We start from the raw sequence: 17,830 nt of genomic DNA on the forward strand, positions 1-17,830 counted from the left end.
GAGTGGTGAGGCTGGTCAGAGTTGAGTAAAGCAATCGCAAGTTCATGCTTGAATAACAAAGACCAGCCATTTACCTAAATCTATCAAAGGAGTGAAGATCATGGACACAGTTCTCGTGAAAAAAAATAATCGGCTACTTTCTCATTTCAGTCGACAATGGCAGCTATGGTTGATGGTTTTACCGGCATTAGCGATCATTTTAGTTTTTAATTACATACCAATGTATGGTATCCAACTAGCATTTCGGGAATTCGATTTTACGAAGGGACTCACTGGTGGCGAATTTGTCGGTTTCAAGTATTTCCAACAATTTTTCGAAAGCCCGATGTTCCAAACCGTGATAGTCAATACGTTGCGGATCAGTGTGACAACGCTGATTTTTGGGTTCATTGCTCCCATTTTATTGGCATTGATCATCAATCAAATCAGAAACCCTAAAAGAAAAAAAGTCATGCAAACTGCGGTTTATTTACCTCACTTCATTTCTACGGTCGTGATGGTAGGGATATTGCAAGTCTTTCTTTCACCAGAAACAGGTGTTTTAGTCAACCTCTTGAACTTGGATTCTTCTGTCAACTTAATGGGGAGCGACAGTACGTTCGTGCCCGTCTATGTCATTTCTGAGGTTTGGCAGCACTGTGGCTGGAACAGCATTATTTACTTAGCGGCACTTTCGAGTATCGATACGCAACTCTATGAATCAGCAGATATCGATGGCGCCAATCGTTTTCAAAAAATCCTCCATGTTGATATACCAGCATTAGTGCCAACGATGGTTATTTTGTTGATTATGAATATGGGTGGGGTTTTAAATGCTGGCTTTGAGAAGATTTTCCTGATGCAAAATAGTTTGAATTTGAGCGTCTCAGAAGTCATTTCTACGTATGTGTATAAAATTGGGATCTTGAACAGTCAATTTAGTTATTCAACAGCGATCGGGCTATTCAATAACATCATTAATTTTCTCTTTTTAGTTTTAGCAAATGGTCTTTCGAAAAAATACACGAACCGTAGTTTATGGTAAAGGGGTGGCTATATGAATCTATCACTAACAAACAAACCTAAATCAGATCTTCTTTTTAACCTAGCGATCATCATACTTTGCTTGAGTATCTTTTTGATTGTCGTCTATCCGCTCTTTTTTGTCGTCATCGCTTCAATTAGTGATTCCAACATGGTTTCTAAAGGATTAGTCACACTCTTTCCTAGGAATATCAGCTTTTTTGGTTTTGAAAAAATTTTACAAGATGCTAGGATCTGGACGGGCTATCGCAATACCTTGATTTATACGTTAGGAGGAACGGCGGTCAATTTAATTTTTACTTTGCCCGCAGCTTTTGCCTTATCGAGAAAGGAATTTAAACCTCGAAAACTTTTGATGTTTCTCTTTACCTTTACGATGTTTTTCAATGGTGGCCTGATCCCTACGTATTTACTTTATCGAGATGTGGGGTTGATCGATAGTATGTGGGTCTTTATTATTCCCTCAGCAGTCAATGTCTATAACTTGATCATTGCAAGAAGCTTTTTTGAGACAAGCATTCCGGATAGTCTCTATGAAGCAGCCGCTCTAGATGGTTGCTCCTATGCAAAATTTTTTGTTACTGTGGCGCTACCGCTATCCAAAGCAGTCATTTCTGTGGTGGGTCTTTACTATTTGGTCCAACATTGGAACGATTTCTTTACAGGACTCGTATTTATTCGCGACTACGAAAAACAACCTTTACAGATCGTTCTGCGAGATATTTTATTATCAAATCAAGCATCTGCAGGTGGTGCGGGCGCTTTGGGTGATGGCTACGGACAACAATATGCAGATCAGATCAAATATGGCGCCATCATTGTTTCGACCTTACCGATTTTGGTGATCTATCCTTTCCTACAGAAATACTTTGATAAAGGAGTCATGATTGGTGCAATGAAAGGGTGAGTACATGAATAAGCTAGTCGATTTACATGTGAGCATTGGGATAAAAGGCTTACTGTTATTTCTGTTGCATTGCTATTGGCTGCTGTTTACCTTATTCGGCTTAGTTCTTTTCGGACTATTGCCAGCAACCAATGCGGTTTACGAACTTTGCAATGATGAAAAATATCAAGAAGCAAATGCGATAAAATTGTTTCAGTCCTTTGCAAAAAGCTTTCGAAAAAACTTTTGGAGAATGAATCGATTAGGACTCTTTATCCTTCCTTTAGCAGCCCTTTTTTCGATTGACTTGATGCTAATGAGACACTATGTCTTTACCGAAGCCGATACAACTGTTTATTTGTTGATCCAACTTCTGATAGTGATTAGTCTCCTTTTTTTAGCCAATCTCTTTTGGTTTTTTCAACACGAACGAGCTTGGAGACCCATGCTTAAAAAAAGTTTGATTCTAATGCTTGGCAAACCTGGATTGACCGGTCAAATTTTCGTCCTTATGGTCGGGATCAGCTGTTGCTACTACCTACTACCGGGTTTATTCTTCGTATTTGGTGTTACACCGCTGGTTTATTTTCAACTTAATTTGTTTAAACAAAAAGATGCGTATGTCTTTTTACCTAAAAAAAAGCATACGACTGTCTAAGCTCGTACATTTACCATAAAATCTTAAAATAAAAGAACAGGAGAACGAAATGAAAGAATTCGCATTAAACAAGATCCAGCTCACGGACGAGTTTTGGCAAGGATACCAAGAGCTTGTTCGCAAAGAAACGATTCCTTACCAATACCAAGTCCTAAATGATGAAATCGATGTAGATGTTCAAGCAGAACGGGAAGATCCCAATTTGCCAGCTGGGAAAAGCCATGCATTGGCGAATTTTCGCATCGCTGCAGGGCAAATGGAAGGGGAACATTTTGGCTGGTTTTTCCAAGATAGTGATGTCTACAAATGGATCGAGTCGGCTGGGTATAGCTTGTTGAATACTAGCGATCCGCAATTGGAAAAGACAGTAGATGAAGTGATTGACTTAGTTGCTGCTGCGCAAGAAGCGGACGGCTACTTAAATACCTTCTTTCAATTGACCCGACCGAAGTTAAAATACCGTCAGCTGTATTTCAGTCATGAACTTTATTGTGCCGGGCATCTAGTCGAAGCGGCTATCGCTTATGATCAAGCAACAGGCAAGGATAAATTACTGACCGTGGCAGAGAAAAATATCGCCAATATTTGCACGTATTTTGGGCGGGAGCCTGGAAAAATTCAAGGTGCTGATGGCCATCAAGAGATCGAATTGGCTCTGGTGCGTTTGTATGAATACACCGGTAAACAAACCTATTTGACATTAGCTGATTTCTTTCTTGAAGTACGTGGGGAAGATCCTGCCTTTTACGAAAAAGAAATCTTGAAAAACCAAGCGGATGGCTTATCGGATGAAACGCCAAGGGTAGACCTCACCTATTTACAAGCCTACGATCAACCTAAAAAGCAGCATGAAGCCAAAGGTCATGCGGTACGAATGCTGTATATGGCAAGCGGGATGGCAAAAGTCGCCCAGCATACCCAAGATCAAGCATTAATCGATGCTTGTGAAGCGATTTGGGAAGACATCGCCTGTAAGAAAATGTATGTGACCGGTGGCGTCGGCTCAACCGTTCACGGGGAAGCCTTTGTCGGTCCCTATGATTTGCCAAATGATACGATGTATTGTGAAACCTGTGCAGCCATTGCATTGGTCCAATTTTCTTTTGAGCTGTTCAAACTAACCAATGAACCAAAATATTTAGCGAAGATGGAACGAGCGTTGTATAATAGCGTCCTTTCTGGTGCGGCAATTGACGGTAAACACTTTTTCTACGTGAATCCTTTGGAGGTCAATCCCCAACGAGATCAAGAAAATCCTGGCAAAGGTCACGTCAAAGCCCAACGACCCGATTGGCTCGGTTGTGCGTGTTGTCCGCCCAATTTTGCACGGATGGTCGCTTCGCTGCAGCGCTTGGTTTACACTTGCGATCAAGAGAAGCTTTACGTGAATTTATTTGTAGCAAGCCGTTTAGAAGAACCTGATCAATTTACGTTTGAACAAACGGGCGGGTTTCCTTTTACAGAGGACCTCACGATTCGCTATCAAGGCATTCCAAAGACGCTCATCATCCACAAACCTAACGGACTAAGTAAGTTTCAAATCGATAGTGAACACGAATGGCAGGAGACGAACGAGGCAATCATCTTTGAGGCAGTCGAAAACGTGACGGCCAATATCCGTTTTGAACAACCATTGCAAATCTTACGTGCGAATCCTCAAGTTATTCAAGCTATCAATCAAGTCGCATTGCAACGTGGCCCCTTCGTGTATTGCATAGAAGAAGCCGACAATGGTCAAGCACTCTGGCGTTGCCGCATCGACCCACAGGCGCTGGAGGCGACCTTTTCGAAAGAGGATACGTTGTTGCCAACTACTTTACGCTTGGCGATCAAAGGCTACCAAAGCGAAGAATGGTCGGGAACAACCCTTTACGAAGAACGAGCGGAAACGGTCATACCTCGTACGTGGCAACTGATCCCATACCATTTATGGGGCAATCGGGGCATAGGCGAAATGCGCGTTTGGCTGCCGCTCGTTGGAAAGAAGTAAGAAGTAAGCAGGGCCAAAGAGCTTCCCTAAAAGGAGGCTCTTTTTTTCTAAACTCAACCTTCTTGGATTTGTTGCATGATTTCTTTAATTTGTTCCTATATTCCGACCTTTGAAAGCGTTATCGTTTTAGTGTAGGAATGTTGGCGGATTTATGTAAAACAAGGAGGAAGAAGTGTGACAAGGAAAATCAGTAAAGTTGGCGCATCTTTGTTGGTATTGGCAGCGGCAACGGCAATCGGTGGCTGCACCCAAAGTGAGGCGAAGACAACTGGAAAAGTCGTTTACCAAGAAACATCCAAAAGTACTTTGGAAAAAGCGATGGACAATCAACCGGAGTCGTCTTATTGGTTCCCAGAGGATTTGTTGGCATGGTCTTTTGAAAAAGATCCAGATGCGAAATACAATACCAGCGTTGTTCCATTAGCGCAGCGGGCAGCTAAAGAGACGTTGCCGAAGATGAATGACACGCAAACGGCAGAAACCAAAGTCGTGGCGCTTTCGATCATGAATAGCAGTACGAGCGGCAATGCACCACGTGGGATCAATACCTTTGATGCCAATGTCTTTTCTTATTGGCAATACATCGATCAATTGGTTTATTGGGGCGGCTCTTCTGGCGAAGGGATCATCGTACCACCAAGTCCTGATGTAACGGATGCTGCTCATAGGAATGGCGTGCCGGTTTTAGGAACGATCTTCTTTCCGCAAACTGCCCATGGTGGGAAACTGGAATGGCTAGATACGTTTTTAGCTAAGGATGAGGATGGCAATTTTCCGATCGTAGAAAAGATGATCGAAGTTGCCAATACGTATGGCTTTGATGGCTGGTTCATCAATCAAGAAACCGATACGGCGGTCACTAGTTTTGATGATGCAGCGGAAGGTGTCGAACAATCGGGGGCTGATGGTAAAGGACTAAATGAAAGCCACGCCAAAGCGATGCAAGAATTGATCGCCCAATTCAAAGAACAAGCCGACGAGCATTTAGAGATCATGTGGTATGATTCCATGACGAGTGATGGGAAAATGGATTGGCAAAACGCTTTGACGGATAAGAACAAAGCTTATTTGGTGGATGCAGAGATGAACCCATTGGCAGATAGTATGTTCTTGAATTTCTGGTGGACCACTGACAAACTGGCGGACAAAGAGCTGTTGAAGGCCTCCAATGAAAAAGCCCGTGAAATGGGTGTCGATCCTTACGATCTTTTTGCTGGGATCGATGTGCAAGAAAATGGTTATTCAACGCCTGTACGCTGGGATCTGTTTACGGATGAAAAAGGCGTTCCTTATACCTCATTAGGCCTGTATGTGCCAAGCTGGACCTATTCTTCTGCTAGTACGCCGGATGATTTCCAAAGCAAAGAGAATGCTTTTTGGGTCAATAACACAGGCGATCCTCGAGAAAGCCAGCTACCAGAAGCGACAGAGTGGCCTGGGATCTCCACCTATGCCCTGGAACAGACCGCTATCACAGAGCTGCCTTTTGTGACGAATTTTAGTCTGGGGAATGGCTACAACTATTTTATCGAGGGAGAAAAAGTGTCCAGCCGCAATTGGAACAACCGGAGTTTGCAAGCTGTTTTGCCGACCTATCGTTGGGTCTTTGACCATGGAAAAGACAATGATTTGGCTGTATCAATCAATTATGCGGATGCCTATAATGGCGGAAATGCACTGAAACTACGTGGACAGATGACAAAAGGCAGTACCAGTCACATGGCATTGTATCAGACAGCATTTCCTGTGACGAAAAAGACGAAGCTGACAACGACTGTCAAAGCAACGGTACCGACAGCGCTTGATTTGGTCGTGACCTTAGCCGATGGTTCAACACAAATGATCAAAGGAGACAAGGAAGTCGCAACAGACTGGACGACGATCACCTACTCATTGAAAGACATCAAAGGAGAAGTGACAGCGATCGGTTATGACATAACCACGAAAGAAACCAGTGATGTCTATGAGTTGAATCTAGGGCAATTAACGATCGGAGATCAGAAAGCGGAGAAATTCGCTGCCGAAGCATTGACGGTTGAGGATGTGCTCTTTGATGAAGAAGAGGGCAACTATGCGGGTGTCCGTTTGACGTGGGAAGCTGCCAAGGACAAGACAGCTGCGGTTTATGAGGTCTACCAATTGAACGATGACGGCTCACGCTCCTTCTTAGCAGCTACGCCAGCAACCAACCACTATTTGAATGCCGTTGAACGACCAAAAGGGACGAAAACCAAGTTCGCGATGGTGGCAGTGGATCGCTATGGCAATCGTGGCAAGCTATCCGATACGGTGGAGATCACTTGGCCGAACAATCAGCTGCCAAAAGCAGCCTTTACAGCCTCTAAAACTTTAGCGGCACCGGGGGAAACGATCACCTTCACGAATACCTCATCTGCGAATGCTGAAGCATTTGAATGGACGTTTGAAGGTGGCGATATCACCAGCAGTACAGAAGAAAATCCCCAAGTGACCTATTCGGAACCAGGTACCTACAAAGTCACGCTTGTTGCCAAAAACGAAGCAGGAGAGACCCCTCTGGAAATGGCGGGATTGATCACGATTTCTGCTGATGCGCCGAAAGAGTTGCTGCTGCTTTCAAAAGATGCCGAAGCAACTGCTTCATCGTTTGTCAATGATGCCGAAGCACCAGCTTTTGCCCTCGATGGTGATTTGAGTACGAAGTGGTGTGCGACAGGCAATGCGCCTCATGAGTTGATGATCGATCTCGGTCGACCACAAACGGTCAGTGAAGTACGCCTCGCCCATGCGGAAGCTGGTGGAGAAGGCCCAGACATGAATACGCGGGCGTATACGGTGCTCGTCAGTGAAGATGGCAAAGACTATGAGCCAGTTTCACGAACGTTGAAAAATGAAGCTGGCACTAGCACCAATACGTTTGCCGTCAAGAAGGTGCAATATGTAAAAATCAGTATCGATAAACCAACACAAGGAGCAGACTCAGCAGCCCGAATCTATGAAGTCGAAGTATACGGAATAGATAAATAGCGAAAAGAGCAGGGCGTTAACCCTAAGAAGGGAAGCGACTGAAGCGATACTTTCCTGAAAAATGACCGAACCAAAAAAGCCGTTGCGACCAATAAATGGTCACAACGGCTTTTGCTTTTTCCCAATAAGTTTAGCGTGAAGTACGGCTGGCTGGATCTAAGCGGCGTTCAATAAAGCTTAGCCCAAGATCCGTAATGATCGCCATCAAGGCAGTTGGTAAAGCACCGGCTAAGATGATCGATGCACCATCCGTCGCATTGGTTCCGCGGATGATGATGTCCCCCAGTCCACCAGCACCAACGAAAGCGCCAATGGCGGTGATACCGATCGCCACGACTAAGGCGTTTCGAATCCCTGCCATGATCACCGAAACAGACAATGGCAATTCGATCATATACAATCGCTGCCAGCTAGTCATCCCCATCCCTTTGCCGACATCTAACGTATTGCGGTCGACTTGGCGCATGCCGGTATAGGTATTTTTGATGATCGGTAACAAAGAATAAAGGAAAATCGTTAAAATCACGACATTCACACCTAAGCCCATGCCGATCATTAAAATCGAGATCATCGCTAAAGATGGAATCGTCTGGATGATATTGGCGAAACGAATCACCCAATCTGCCAAACGCATTTTTTTAGAAATCAAGATCCCGATTGGAATGCCGACGATCGAGGCAAAAAGTACCCCGTAGATTGAAATCAAGAAGTGACGAATGAACTGGGCAAAAACATAGCCGCCATTTTCTTGAAAATAGAAAAGAAATTGTTGGAATAAATTCATGTCTGCCATTTCGTCACTCTCCTTCGAAGTAATTATTTTCTTCTAAGAAACGTTCGGCAACTACCGTTGGTTCTAGAAGGTCATTATCCACTTGGTAATTCAATTCTTGCATTTTTTCGGTATCGATTTTGCCTGCTAATTTGTTCAGGGCATCGCCGATTTCAGGTGTTTCTTTCAATAATTTGTCATCGACGATCGGTGCGGCATCATAAGGCGGGAAGAAGTTTAGATCATCTTCTAGCATCACGAGATCGTAACTGCCGATCCGGCCGTCGGTTGAGTATCCTAAAACGATATCCATTTTTCCGTTATCAACAGCATCATAAACGAGACCGATCTGCATCGGTAGGATATTTTGGAAAGAGAACCCATAGGCTTTCTGGAAGCCATCGTACCCATCACCGACCCGTGTGATCCACGCGGTATCGACTCCTGCAACTAATTGATCTGCGACATCTTTCAAGTCACTGACTTTTTCCAATCCGTATTTTTCGGCAGTGTCTTTCCTGACAAGAAAGACATATGTGTTATCAAAGCCGTAAGAAGGGAACCAAGTCTGTTGGTACCGTTTTTCAAATTCTGATTTGACTTTGTCAAAGGCGGCTTGCGGATCAGATTCTGGCTCCAATCCTAACGTCGTGGTCAAGTCAGTTCCTGTGTAGCGAGCAGCTGAGATCGAGGCATCGCCATTCATCATCGCTTGGTGATTGATGGTCGTTGTTGCTAAGTTGTTAATGACGGTTGTGTTTTTATCCGTATAGTGTTCGACCATACCGGCAACCACCGCGCCAAGAATTTGGGCTTCGGAAGTGATCCCACCTGTGATCGCCACGGTATTCTCATCAGAAGTCGAAGCTAAACCGGGAAAGGAACAGCCGGACAGTAAAGCGACACTTAAGGAAAACAACAGCGCTAATTTTGAAGTTTTTTTCATTACGCATCCCCCCTTAAGGCAGCTGGTGTCAGTTTGTTTTCTAACAAACCCAGTAACCAGTCAGCTAATAAAGCAAAGATCGTCACTGGAATCGTCCCAGCAAAAATCAAAGGCGGTTGGTAATTGTTTAGTCCGCTAAAGATCAAATCACCAAGTCCACCGGCACCAATGTAAGAAGCCAAGGTAGCCCAGGCTAAAACATACACGGCCGATAAGCGGATCCCTGCCATGATCGTTGGGATCGCTAGGGGTAATTCCACACTAATGATCGACTGTAAGTTGGTCATTCCCATCCCTTTGGCAACATCGCGGTAATTCCAATCGACTTTTTTCATTCCAATGTAGGTATTTCGCAAAATCGGCAACAAGGAATAAATGAAAAGAGCGACGATAGCAGGGACTTTTCCGACACCTAAAATCGGGATCATCAATGCCAATAGTGCCAAAGAAGGCACGGTTTGCAGCGCACTGGTGATGCCGATCACGATCGTTGCTGCTTTTGGGAAACGGGTCAAGATCACACCGATCGGTACGGCAACAAGAATCCCTAAGAGCAAAGCCGCAAAGGAAATATACAAATGTTCAAGACTTTTGGTGACCAATTGGCCGCCATATTCATTAAAGAAGCTTTGCATGCGCTAGACCTCCTCAGTTTCTTCAGGTTTCGCCGACTCAATGGCTTCCATGATCGATGGCTCATCGCCCCAAATCACGTCATAAACGATATCAACTAAGGAAGCACGGGTCAAAATCCCGACTAAATGTTTGTCGGCATCTACTACTGGGACATATTTTAAGCCGCGTTTTAAGATGCGTTGCAAGGTATCCCGCAACAAGGCGGTTTCACGAACGAAAAAGACATCTTTGTTCAAGATATCGCCGACACTAGTAACTTTGCCACGGTTGCGGTCGATGGATTCGACATCGATGTAGCCTTTTAGCACGTTGCTATTGTCGGTAACCAGCAAGGTATCGACCCGTTTTTCTCGCATCAAATGAATCGCTTCTTGTAAGGATTTTTCTGGTGTGATAGCGATCGGGGTATTCAACATCACGTCTTTGACTGGCGTTGTGTCAGGTTTTGCTTGCAACAAGCGGTCTTCACCGATCAACTCTTCCACAAACGGTGTTGCTGGGTGTTGCAGAATATTTTCTGGTGTATCAAATTGAATGACTTTTCCTTCACTCATGATCACGATACGGCTAGCAAGCTTCAATGCTTCGTCCATATCATGGGTAACGAAGACGACGGTTTTTCCAAGCCGTTCTTGCAAGTCTTTAACCAAATCTTGTAAGGAGTCACGAGTGATTGGGTCTAGTGCGCCAAAAGGCTCATCCATTAAAATGACATCTTGGTCAGCTGCCAAGGCACGGACAACACCGATCCGTTGCTGTTGCCCCCCAGATAATTCGTTGGGGTAACGGTCGAGCATTTCTCGCGGCAATTCCACCAAGTCGATCATGCGTTCGGCAGTTTTGTTGCGTTCTTCTTGGCTGACTTTTAACAATTTTTGAACCAATGTGATGTTTTCCCGAATCGTCATGTGAGGCATCAAACCGATGCTTTGGATCACATAGCCGATTTGACGGCGTAATTCCACGGGGTTGATCTCTGTAACGCTTTTTCCATTGATCAAGATTTTTCCTTTAGAAGGATCCGTCATACGGTTGATCATCCGCATACAAGTCGTCTTTCCACTACCACTTGTCCCGATGAAGCAAATGAATTCGCCTTTTTCAAAGGAAAGATTCACATCTTCAACAGCGACTTTACCACCTTTGTAAATTTTGGATACCTGCTGAAACTCAATCATGATGTCACCTCTATTTTTATTTAAGCAATCTGAATAATGGCTTAGAATCTGTATTAAGTATGCCGAAAAGTCACGTGTTATTCAAATAATCTGCCCATTTTTTTCATAATTGTATAGACAAAACTGAAAATAGCGCCATAAGCAAGTCCAAATTAAGGAGCGATGCATAGAGAAAAGAAGCAGCGGAAATATGTCGTTATTTTTCATTGGGAAAAAGGGGGCTTTTTTGCTGAAAGCCTTGGCAGCAGTCTTTTTTTTTTTCTAAGAAAGGGCAGAATTAAAAGCTGTTTTTTCAATTTTTATAAAAACATGCTAGAATAGAGAAGAATTTAGGGAAAGAGAGGAACAACATGCTTACAACTGAAGATTTTGATTTTGAATTACCGGAAGAACTGATCGCCCAAACGCCATTAAGTGATCGCTCAAGTTCCCGTTTATTAGTGGTTGACCGCGAGACTGGCAAATTTGAGGACAAGCACTTCTATAACATCATTGATGAATTGGCACCAGGGGATGCTTTGGTGATGAATGATACGCGGGTATTACCAGCTCGTATCTATGGCGAAAAACAAGAAACAGGTGCTCATCTGGAAATCCTTTTACTGAACAATATTGAAGGGGATACGTGGGAAACCTTGATCAAGCCAGCCAAAAGAGCCAAAGTCGGCACGAAGATCACCTTCGGCGACGGACGATTAGAGGCAGTGGTGGAAGAAGAGCTCGATCACGGCGGCCGGATCATTCGTTTTCAATACAAAGGAATCTTTTTAGAGATTCTGGAATCACTTGGCGAAATGCCGTTACCGCCTTACATCAAAGAACGGCTAGAAGACCCAGACCGCTATCAAACGGTTTATGCCAAAGAAAACGGCTCAGCTGCTGCACCGACTGCCGGCTTGCATTTTACCCCAGAATTGCTGGAGCAGATCGCAGCAAAAGGCGTCAAGCTGGTTTATCTGACTTTGCACGTTGGTTTAGGAACGTTTCGTCCAGTCAGTGTCGATAATATCGCTGATCATGAGATGCACAGCGAATTTTACCGTTTGACAGAAGAAGCTGCCGCGCAATTGAACGAGGTTCGGGCAAATGGCGGCAAGATCGTTGCAGTCGGTACGACTTCGATCCGTACGTTAGAAACCATTGGGACTAAGTTTGATGGGCAAATCAAAGCCGATAGTGGGTGGACGAGTATTTTTATCACGCCAGGCTATCAGTTTAAAATCGTGGAAGCTTTTTCTACCAACTTCCACCTACCAAAATCAACCTTAGTGATGTTAGTCAGTGCCTTTGCAGGACGCGACCTAACACTTTCTGCCTACCAGCATGCTATCGATGAGCGGTATCGCTTCTTTAGCTTTGGCGATGCGATGTTCTTAAAATAAACAAAAAAACTGAGCGACGTAAGCGGCTCTTTAAGTTGAAACAATTTCTCAACTTTTAGAACTGCTTTTTTGTCGCCCAGCTTACTACTAGAGGAAGGTATAAGTGGTGGTCGCTTTTTGTGGTCCATGCAAAGCAATGTTTCTCGAAAATTTGTTTTCATTTACAAACTTACACATGTTTCGTGTATTCCGATACAAAATGAGACGTATCATTTTTCGATATGGAAATGTTCGATCCTTGTTACGTTTTTCTTCTTGTTACTTTACACGTTTGGTACTAGGTGAAACTTGTACGTTCAACAACTTTTAGTAGATTGAGTTTGCGATATTTACGAAAACCACCAACAGAGTTGCTACCTTCCTTACACGTATACTATAACACGAAACGGAAACGTTTGCAAAAGAAAAAGGTCGTTTTCCTCAAAAAAAAAGACCGGCGAACCGATCTTTTAAGCAAGTGCTCGTTTAGGTAGATTGTCATAAAACGCTGCTTTGGTTGCACTGATGTATGGCGTCAACCATAAGTAGCCGATTCCTGCTGTCATGATGGCCAAAATGTGCCAGCCGATGAAGCTCAGATCAAGGATGAACAGTTGCCCTTTGTAGCCTCTCATTAAATGACGGCTACCTGTGATGCAGCTGAGAAAATCTGGTCGCATGCCCGTTTCTTCATAGGTATCATAAAAGACAAAATATGCTTGAGAATAAGAATAAGCTTTGATGATCCCAGGAATGATAAACAGGAACGTCCACAACGTCGTGAAAATAGTCGACAGAATATAAATGACGATGATCCCTAACACGAAAGCACCACTGAAGCCACGAAAGACATCAGAAAAGGGTTGGATCGACTGTTTTTTACCGCGTAAAAGATCAAGGAAAGTCCAAGAGATCCCAGCACCGAATAAGGCAGAAAATAGACCGCTGATCAAACCGCCGCCGCCACTGCCACCACTGCCGCTAGCGGAATTGACTGCATCGGTAGAACCAAGATCATTGAACATACCGCTTTGATACAATGGAATAACAGTAAGGACGATAATGACGAATGCGATAGCGATCGAGATCAAAGTCGGTACAATACACATCAAAACACTGTCTTTCCAGCGTCCTCGCAGCATTGCTTTTGCTTCTGCTTTTAGTTCTCTATTTGATTTCATTTCAAAAAACCTCCCTTCAATATAAATAACATGATAGCAAACTTTCGCTAAATCTTCAAAAAAAAGTAATAGATGTTTCGCATGACTAGGAGAAAATACTCTTAGTTTCTTTAAACTTCCTTGCAAAATGTAAGGGCAACCCTTATCATAGATAGCGTTGCACAGTTAATCGAGTATAGAGAGAAAGTAGGGAAATGAATGACGGAACCAGCCATTCGTTATCGTCTGATAAAGAAAGAAAAGCATACCGGTGCCCGTTTAGGCGAATTGATCACGCCTCACGGAACCTTTCCAACGCCAATGTTCATGCCAGTCGGCACATTAGCAACGGTCAAAACCCTTGCCCCTGAAGAGTTGAAAGAAATGGGTGCAGGCGTCATTTTAAGCAATACCTATCACTTGTGGTTACGTCCAGGAGAAGACATTGTTGCAGAAGCAGGCGGCTTACATAAATTTATGAATTGGGATCAACCGATCTTAACAGATTCAGGTGGCTTCCAAGTCTTTTCATTAGCCGAAATGCGCAACATCGTCGAAGAAGGTGTCCATTTCAAAAACCATTTGAATGGGTCGAAAATGTTTTTATCTCCTGAAAAAGCGATTGATATCCAAAACAAATTAGGGTCAGATATCATGATGAGTTTTGATGAGTGTCCGCCATTTGATGAAAGCTATGACTACGTCAAAAAATCGGTGGAACGGACGTCTCGCTGGGCGGAGCGTGGCTTGAAAGCCCATGCCAATCCAGATCGTCAAGGCTTGTTTGGGATCATTCAAGGTGCAGGCTTTGAAGACTTGCGCAAGCAAAGTGCCCAAGACTTGATCAGTATGGACTTCCCAGGTTATTCTATCGGCGGCCTGTCAGTTGGCGAACCAAAAGCGGAAATGAATCGCGTGTTGGAATTTACGACTCCTTGGATTCCAGAAAACAAACCACGTTACCTGATGGGCGTTGGGGCAGCTGACTCCTTGATCGATGGCGTGATTCGCGGTGTCGATATGTTCGACTGCGTTTTACCAACACGGATCGCAAGAAACGGTACCTGCATGACTTCAAAAGGTCGTTTAGTCGTGAAAAATGCGCAATATGCCCGTGACTTTCGACCAATTGACGAGAAGTGTGATTGCTATACATGTAAAAACTATTCTCGTGCGTACATCCGCCACTTGATCAAATGTGATGAAACCTTTGGTATGCGTTTGACGTCTTACCACAATGTCTACTTCTTATTGAATCTGATGAAAAATGTCCGTCAAGCCATCATGGATGACAACTTGTTGGAGTTCCGTGAGCATTTTATTGAAGAGTATGGGTTCAACAAGGAAAATGCGAGGAATTTCTAACATTCTCTACTAAAATGGTGGGAATAATAGAGGAATTCTGATAAAGTATCTTATAGGAAAGAAAATAAATCGAGGTGAAAAAAATGGCACAATCTTTACCAATGCTCTTTATGCTGGTTGCTTTAGTGGCAATGTGGTTCTTTATGAGTCGTTCACAAAAGAAACAACAGCAAGAGCGTAAAAATCTTTTAGAAAATATGAAAGCTGGCGATGAAGTCGTAACCATCGGCGGACTCCACGGCGTTCTTTCTGAAGTCAACACAGAAAAAAGCACCGTGATCATCGACTGTGAAGGAATTTTCTTAGAGTTTGATCGTTCAGCGATCCGCACAGTGAAACCTGGAACTGTTGCATCCGTTGAAACACAAATCGAACCAGCTGATGTCGAAGACGCAACGAGCATCCAAGACGAAACCAAAGAATAAGCACAAACGCACCGTCGCTTTCTCAGAAGCGATGGTGCATTTTTTTAGTAGTCGGACAGTTTCTAAAATAAAACAAGCACCGCAGCAAAACAGAGATCGCTCGTTTTGCTGCGGTGCTTTGATTGCCTTCGTTACTCGATCGGAATCAGTTTCTTTGACGCTTGTTTGCCTTGGTCTTTTGGCAACGTCAATTTCAAAATTCCTTCAGCGTAAGAGGCTTTGATTTCATCCTCTTTGACGTTTTCTAACAGGTATTGCCGCCGAACGCTTGTCAAGCTGCGCTCGCTGCGAACCAGACGTCCTTTTTCATCTTCGGTCGCATGATCCGTCTGGTGTTGTCCCGTAATCGTTAAAACCCCATTTTCATAGGTTACTTGAATATTTTCCTTAGGGATGCCAGGCAGTTCTGCTTCAACGAGAAATTCCTTGTCATTCTCGTGAATATCGGTTTTGATCAGGTTCGATGGAAACCCATCAAAAAAACTGCGGCCAAAATCTTCAAAGAAATCAAAAGGTGTCATACTGTATGAATCTGAGCGGCGTGGCACAATCTCATGTGTCATAAGAATCATCCTTTCTTTATTCTTTTGTTTTTACACTTTTTATTTTATTCATTTTTTAGCGAATTTCAAGTGATTTACTCGCTTTAAAAAAATCTTAAAAAACCTTTGATACCAACGTTTTACTCCTTGATTTTGGCGTGTTTTTACATTGCTTCGTTCCTGTTTTTCCCCTCATTTCGCCTGCTTTTTCTGCGTGACAGTATATACTTAATGATATATACTAAAAGCGAAGTGGAGGAGGAAAAACATGGCACGTTATAGAAAACGAATGCTTGTTGCTTTGATCTATGCATTGCTGTCGTCGATTGCCCTAAATCTCTTTTGGCTGCCGGGAAATATTTATGCGAGTGGGATCACTGGTTTGTCGCAATTGCTGTCGCAGCTTTTAGATGAGCAGTTGAATCTGCAGCTTTCGATCCCGCTTTTGGTGCTTTTTTTTAATGCGCCATTGTTAGCGGTTGCTTGGGTCAAAATCGATCGAGAATTTACCATCATGACGGTTTGTACCGTCGTCCTGTCTTCTGTTATGATGAAGGTGGTTCCGGTCATTGCTTTAACGACCGATCCGGTGATCTGTGCCGTGTTTGGCGGATTGCTGCACGGGGGGGCGGTGGGCTTGACATTGAACGACGATTTTTCAACGGGTGGGCTTGACATTTTAGGGATTTTAGTGAAAAAAGCCACTGATAGAAGTATCGGCAGTTTCTTTATCGGCTTCAATGTCAGTTTGCAGCTAGCAGCTGGGCTGATCTTTGGCTGGCCTTATGCTTTTTATAGTGCCATTTCCTTCTTCATCAGTGGGCGGATGGTCGACTACGTCAACCTGAAGCAGCGGCGTGTACAGCTGCTGGTCGTTACAGAAAAAGCAGAACCCGTCATTACGACGTTGCAATGTGCCTTGCAGAGAGGCATCACGGTCATCAACGATGTCGAAGGTGGATTTGATCATCAACAGAAAAAACTATTATTACTGGTCATTTCCCATAGAGAACTCAAGACCGTCGAAGGCATGATCCAAGGAATCGATGAACAAGCGTTTGTCAGTGTTTCTTCTGGCGTCAGTGCCAATCGATCGTTTTATGAATGGTAGCAAAGTGAAAGAAAGTAGGAGAGACGTTGAAAAAACAAGCAGTATTTCAAGAAGTTGCCCAGCAGATTGCGCAACGGGTTCATGAAGGTACGTACGTGACGAGCCAAAAGCTTCCTTCCGATTATGATTTAGCAGAGGAATTTCAGTGCAGCCGTTTAACGGTGCGCAAAGCCATCGATCTATTGATTGGCCAGAATTTGTTAGTGAAAGAAAAAGGCAAAGGAACCTATGTCATGAAACAGCCCAAGATCCAAAGCGGCTCTGGCGGGCTCCAAAGTTTTACCGAGACCGCCAAAATCCAAGGGAAAAAGACCCGTACGGAAGTTTTGCATATCGAAACCGTCAAAGAGCTCCCGATAGAGATTGGTCAGCTGTTTGGCGATTACGCTAAGGAACCAATCGTTTATTTGGTGCGCTTGCGTTACTTTGATGATGAGCCGATGACGGTGGAAAATCTTTACGTACTGAAACGCTATCTGCAAGAAGACACCGCAGAACTCACGAAAGCTCAATTAGAGTCGTCTTTGTATCAAGTCATTGAAGCCAACATCGAGATTGGTTATTCCCATCAAGAGGTGGAAGCTGTGAAAAGTCCTGCCGATATTGCGAAACTTTTACAGGTGCCTCAAGAGGAACCGATGCTTTTGGTCCATTCGATGACCTATTCCGCATCAGCCAAACCGATCTTATACGATACATCCTATTACCGAGCAGACAAATATACCTTCAAAAATACATTAGTGCGTCAAAAATAAAATCAATCCTTTAGAG

16 protein-coding genes are annotated in these 17,830 nt (G+C 43.8%); 10 read left to right on the forward strand and 6 right to left on the reverse strand.

The features are described 5' to 3' along the window. Positions 1–100: 100 nt before the first annotated feature. The 5 genes from IGJ25_RS03375 (at position 101) to IGJ25_RS03395 (ending at position 7,563) form a co-directional block, all read left to right on the forward strand. Positions 101–1,024 carry an ABC transporter permease gene (locus tag IGJ25_RS03375; RefSeq protein ID WP_016609626.1) on the forward strand — a complete coding sequence of 308 codons (924 nt, stop codon included), beginning with the start codon at positions 101–103 and terminating at the stop codon, positions 1,022–1,024. A gap of 12 nt (positions 1,025–1,036) precedes the next feature. Then, positions 1,037–1,930, forward strand: a complete 894-nt coding sequence (locus IGJ25_RS03380) for a carbohydrate ABC transporter permease (RefSeq protein WP_016609627.1) — start codon at positions 1,037–1,039, stop codon at positions 1,928–1,930. A 4-nt stretch (positions 1,931–1,934) separates the two neighbouring features. Then, a complete protein-coding gene (locus IGJ25_RS03385; RefSeq protein ID WP_438779097.1) occupies positions 1,935–2,567 on the forward strand; it encodes a DUF624 domain-containing protein in 633 nt (210 codons plus the stop codon). A gap of 49 nt (positions 2,568–2,616) precedes the next feature. Beyond that, a complete protein-coding gene (locus tag IGJ25_RS03390; RefSeq protein WP_225000895.1) occupies positions 2,617–4,557 on the forward strand; it encodes a glycoside hydrolase family 127 protein in 1,941 nt (646 codons plus the stop codon). A 174-nt stretch (positions 4,558–4,731) separates the two neighbouring features. Then, a complete protein-coding gene (locus IGJ25_RS03395; RefSeq protein ID WP_225000894.1) occupies positions 4,732–7,563 on the forward strand; it encodes an endo-beta-N-acetylglucosaminidase in 2,832 nt (943 codons plus the stop codon). Positions 7,564–7,693: 130 nt separating this feature from the next. Here the strand turns inward: IGJ25_RS03395 and IGJ25_RS03400 are convergent, their stop codons facing one another. Genes IGJ25_RS03400 through IGJ25_RS03415 form a run of 4 tightly spaced genes read right to left on the reverse strand, consistent with a single transcriptional unit; the run spans position 7,694 to position 11,095 of the window. Further along, entirely contained in the window at positions 7,694–8,356 is a 663-nt protein-coding gene (locus IGJ25_RS03400; protein ID WP_005227316.1) for an ABC transporter permease, read from the reverse strand. A 4-nt stretch (positions 8,357–8,360) separates the two neighbouring features. Beyond that, positions 8,361–9,281 (reverse strand): osmoprotectant ABC transporter substrate-binding protein, encoded by a 921-nt coding sequence (locus IGJ25_RS03405; RefSeq protein WP_016619676.1) that lies wholly within the window; start codon positions 9,279–9,281, stop codon positions 8,361–8,363. Further along, entirely contained in the window at positions 9,281–9,916 is a 636-nt protein-coding gene (locus IGJ25_RS03410) for an ABC transporter permease (protein WP_005227319.1), read from the reverse strand. Before IGJ25_RS03410 ends, IGJ25_RS03405 begins: the two co-directional genes overlap by 1 nt. Before the next feature lie 3 nt (positions 9,917–9,919). Continuing rightward, positions 9,920–11,095, reverse strand: coding sequence for a betaine/proline/choline family ABC transporter ATP-binding protein (locus IGJ25_RS03415; RefSeq protein WP_005227327.1), 1,176 nt, complete (start codon positions 11,093–11,095; stop codon positions 9,920–9,922). 350 nt (positions 11,096–11,445) lie between these two features. Between IGJ25_RS03415 and queA the strand changes: the two genes are divergently transcribed. Further along, positions 11,446–12,477: a tRNA preQ1(34) S-adenosylmethionine ribosyltransferase-isomerase QueA gene (gene queA, locus IGJ25_RS03420; protein ID WP_010748742.1), complete on the forward strand. Its 1,032-nt coding sequence runs from the start codon at positions 11,446–11,448 to the stop codon at positions 12,475–12,477. A 449-nt stretch (positions 12,478–12,926) separates the two neighbouring features. Here queA and IGJ25_RS03425 read toward each other — a convergent pair whose 3' ends face one another. Then, complete coding sequence (locus tag IGJ25_RS03425; RefSeq protein ID WP_010748743.1) at positions 12,927–13,637, reverse strand: DUF975 family protein; 711 nt, start codon at positions 13,635–13,637, stop codon at positions 12,927–12,929. 198 nt (positions 13,638–13,835) lie between these two features. Between IGJ25_RS03425 and tgt the strand changes: the two genes are divergently transcribed. Both tgt and yajC read left to right on the forward strand, forming a co-directional pair. Continuing rightward, entirely contained in the window at positions 13,836–14,981 is a 1,146-nt protein-coding gene (gene tgt, locus IGJ25_RS03430) for a tRNA guanosine(34) transglycosylase Tgt (protein WP_005227333.1), read from the forward strand. Between the two features lie 83 nt (positions 14,982–15,064). After that, a complete protein-coding gene (gene yajC, locus IGJ25_RS03435; RefSeq protein ID WP_005232170.1) occupies positions 15,065–15,406 on the forward strand; it encodes a preprotein translocase subunit YajC in 342 nt (113 codons plus the stop codon). A gap of 131 nt (positions 15,407–15,537) precedes the next feature. Here the strand turns inward: yajC and IGJ25_RS03440 are convergent, their stop codons facing one another. Beyond that, a complete protein-coding gene (locus IGJ25_RS03440) occupies positions 15,538–15,969 on the reverse strand; it encodes an Hsp20/alpha crystallin family protein (protein ID WP_005227339.1) in 432 nt (143 codons plus the stop codon). A 247-nt stretch (positions 15,970–16,216) separates the two neighbouring features. Here IGJ25_RS03440 and IGJ25_RS03445 point away from each other — a divergent pair, with 247 nt between their 5' ends. Continuing rightward, a complete protein-coding gene (locus tag IGJ25_RS03445; protein ID WP_225000892.1) occupies positions 16,217–17,059 on the forward strand; it encodes a YitT family protein in 843 nt (280 codons plus the stop codon). A gap of 26 nt (positions 17,060–17,085) precedes the next feature. After that, entirely contained in the window at positions 17,086–17,814 is a 729-nt protein-coding gene (locus IGJ25_RS03450; RefSeq protein WP_016609636.1) for a GntR family transcriptional regulator, LSA1692 subfamily, read from the forward strand. The last annotated feature ends 16 nt before the right edge of the window (positions 17,815–17,830 follow it).

The sequence above is a fragment of the Enterococcus sp. DIV0240d genome (assembly GCF_051711245.1).
In the GTDB taxonomy this organism is placed as follows: domain Bacteria; phylum Bacillota; class Bacilli; order Lactobacillales; family Enterococcaceae; genus Enterococcus_D; species Enterococcus_D casseliflavus.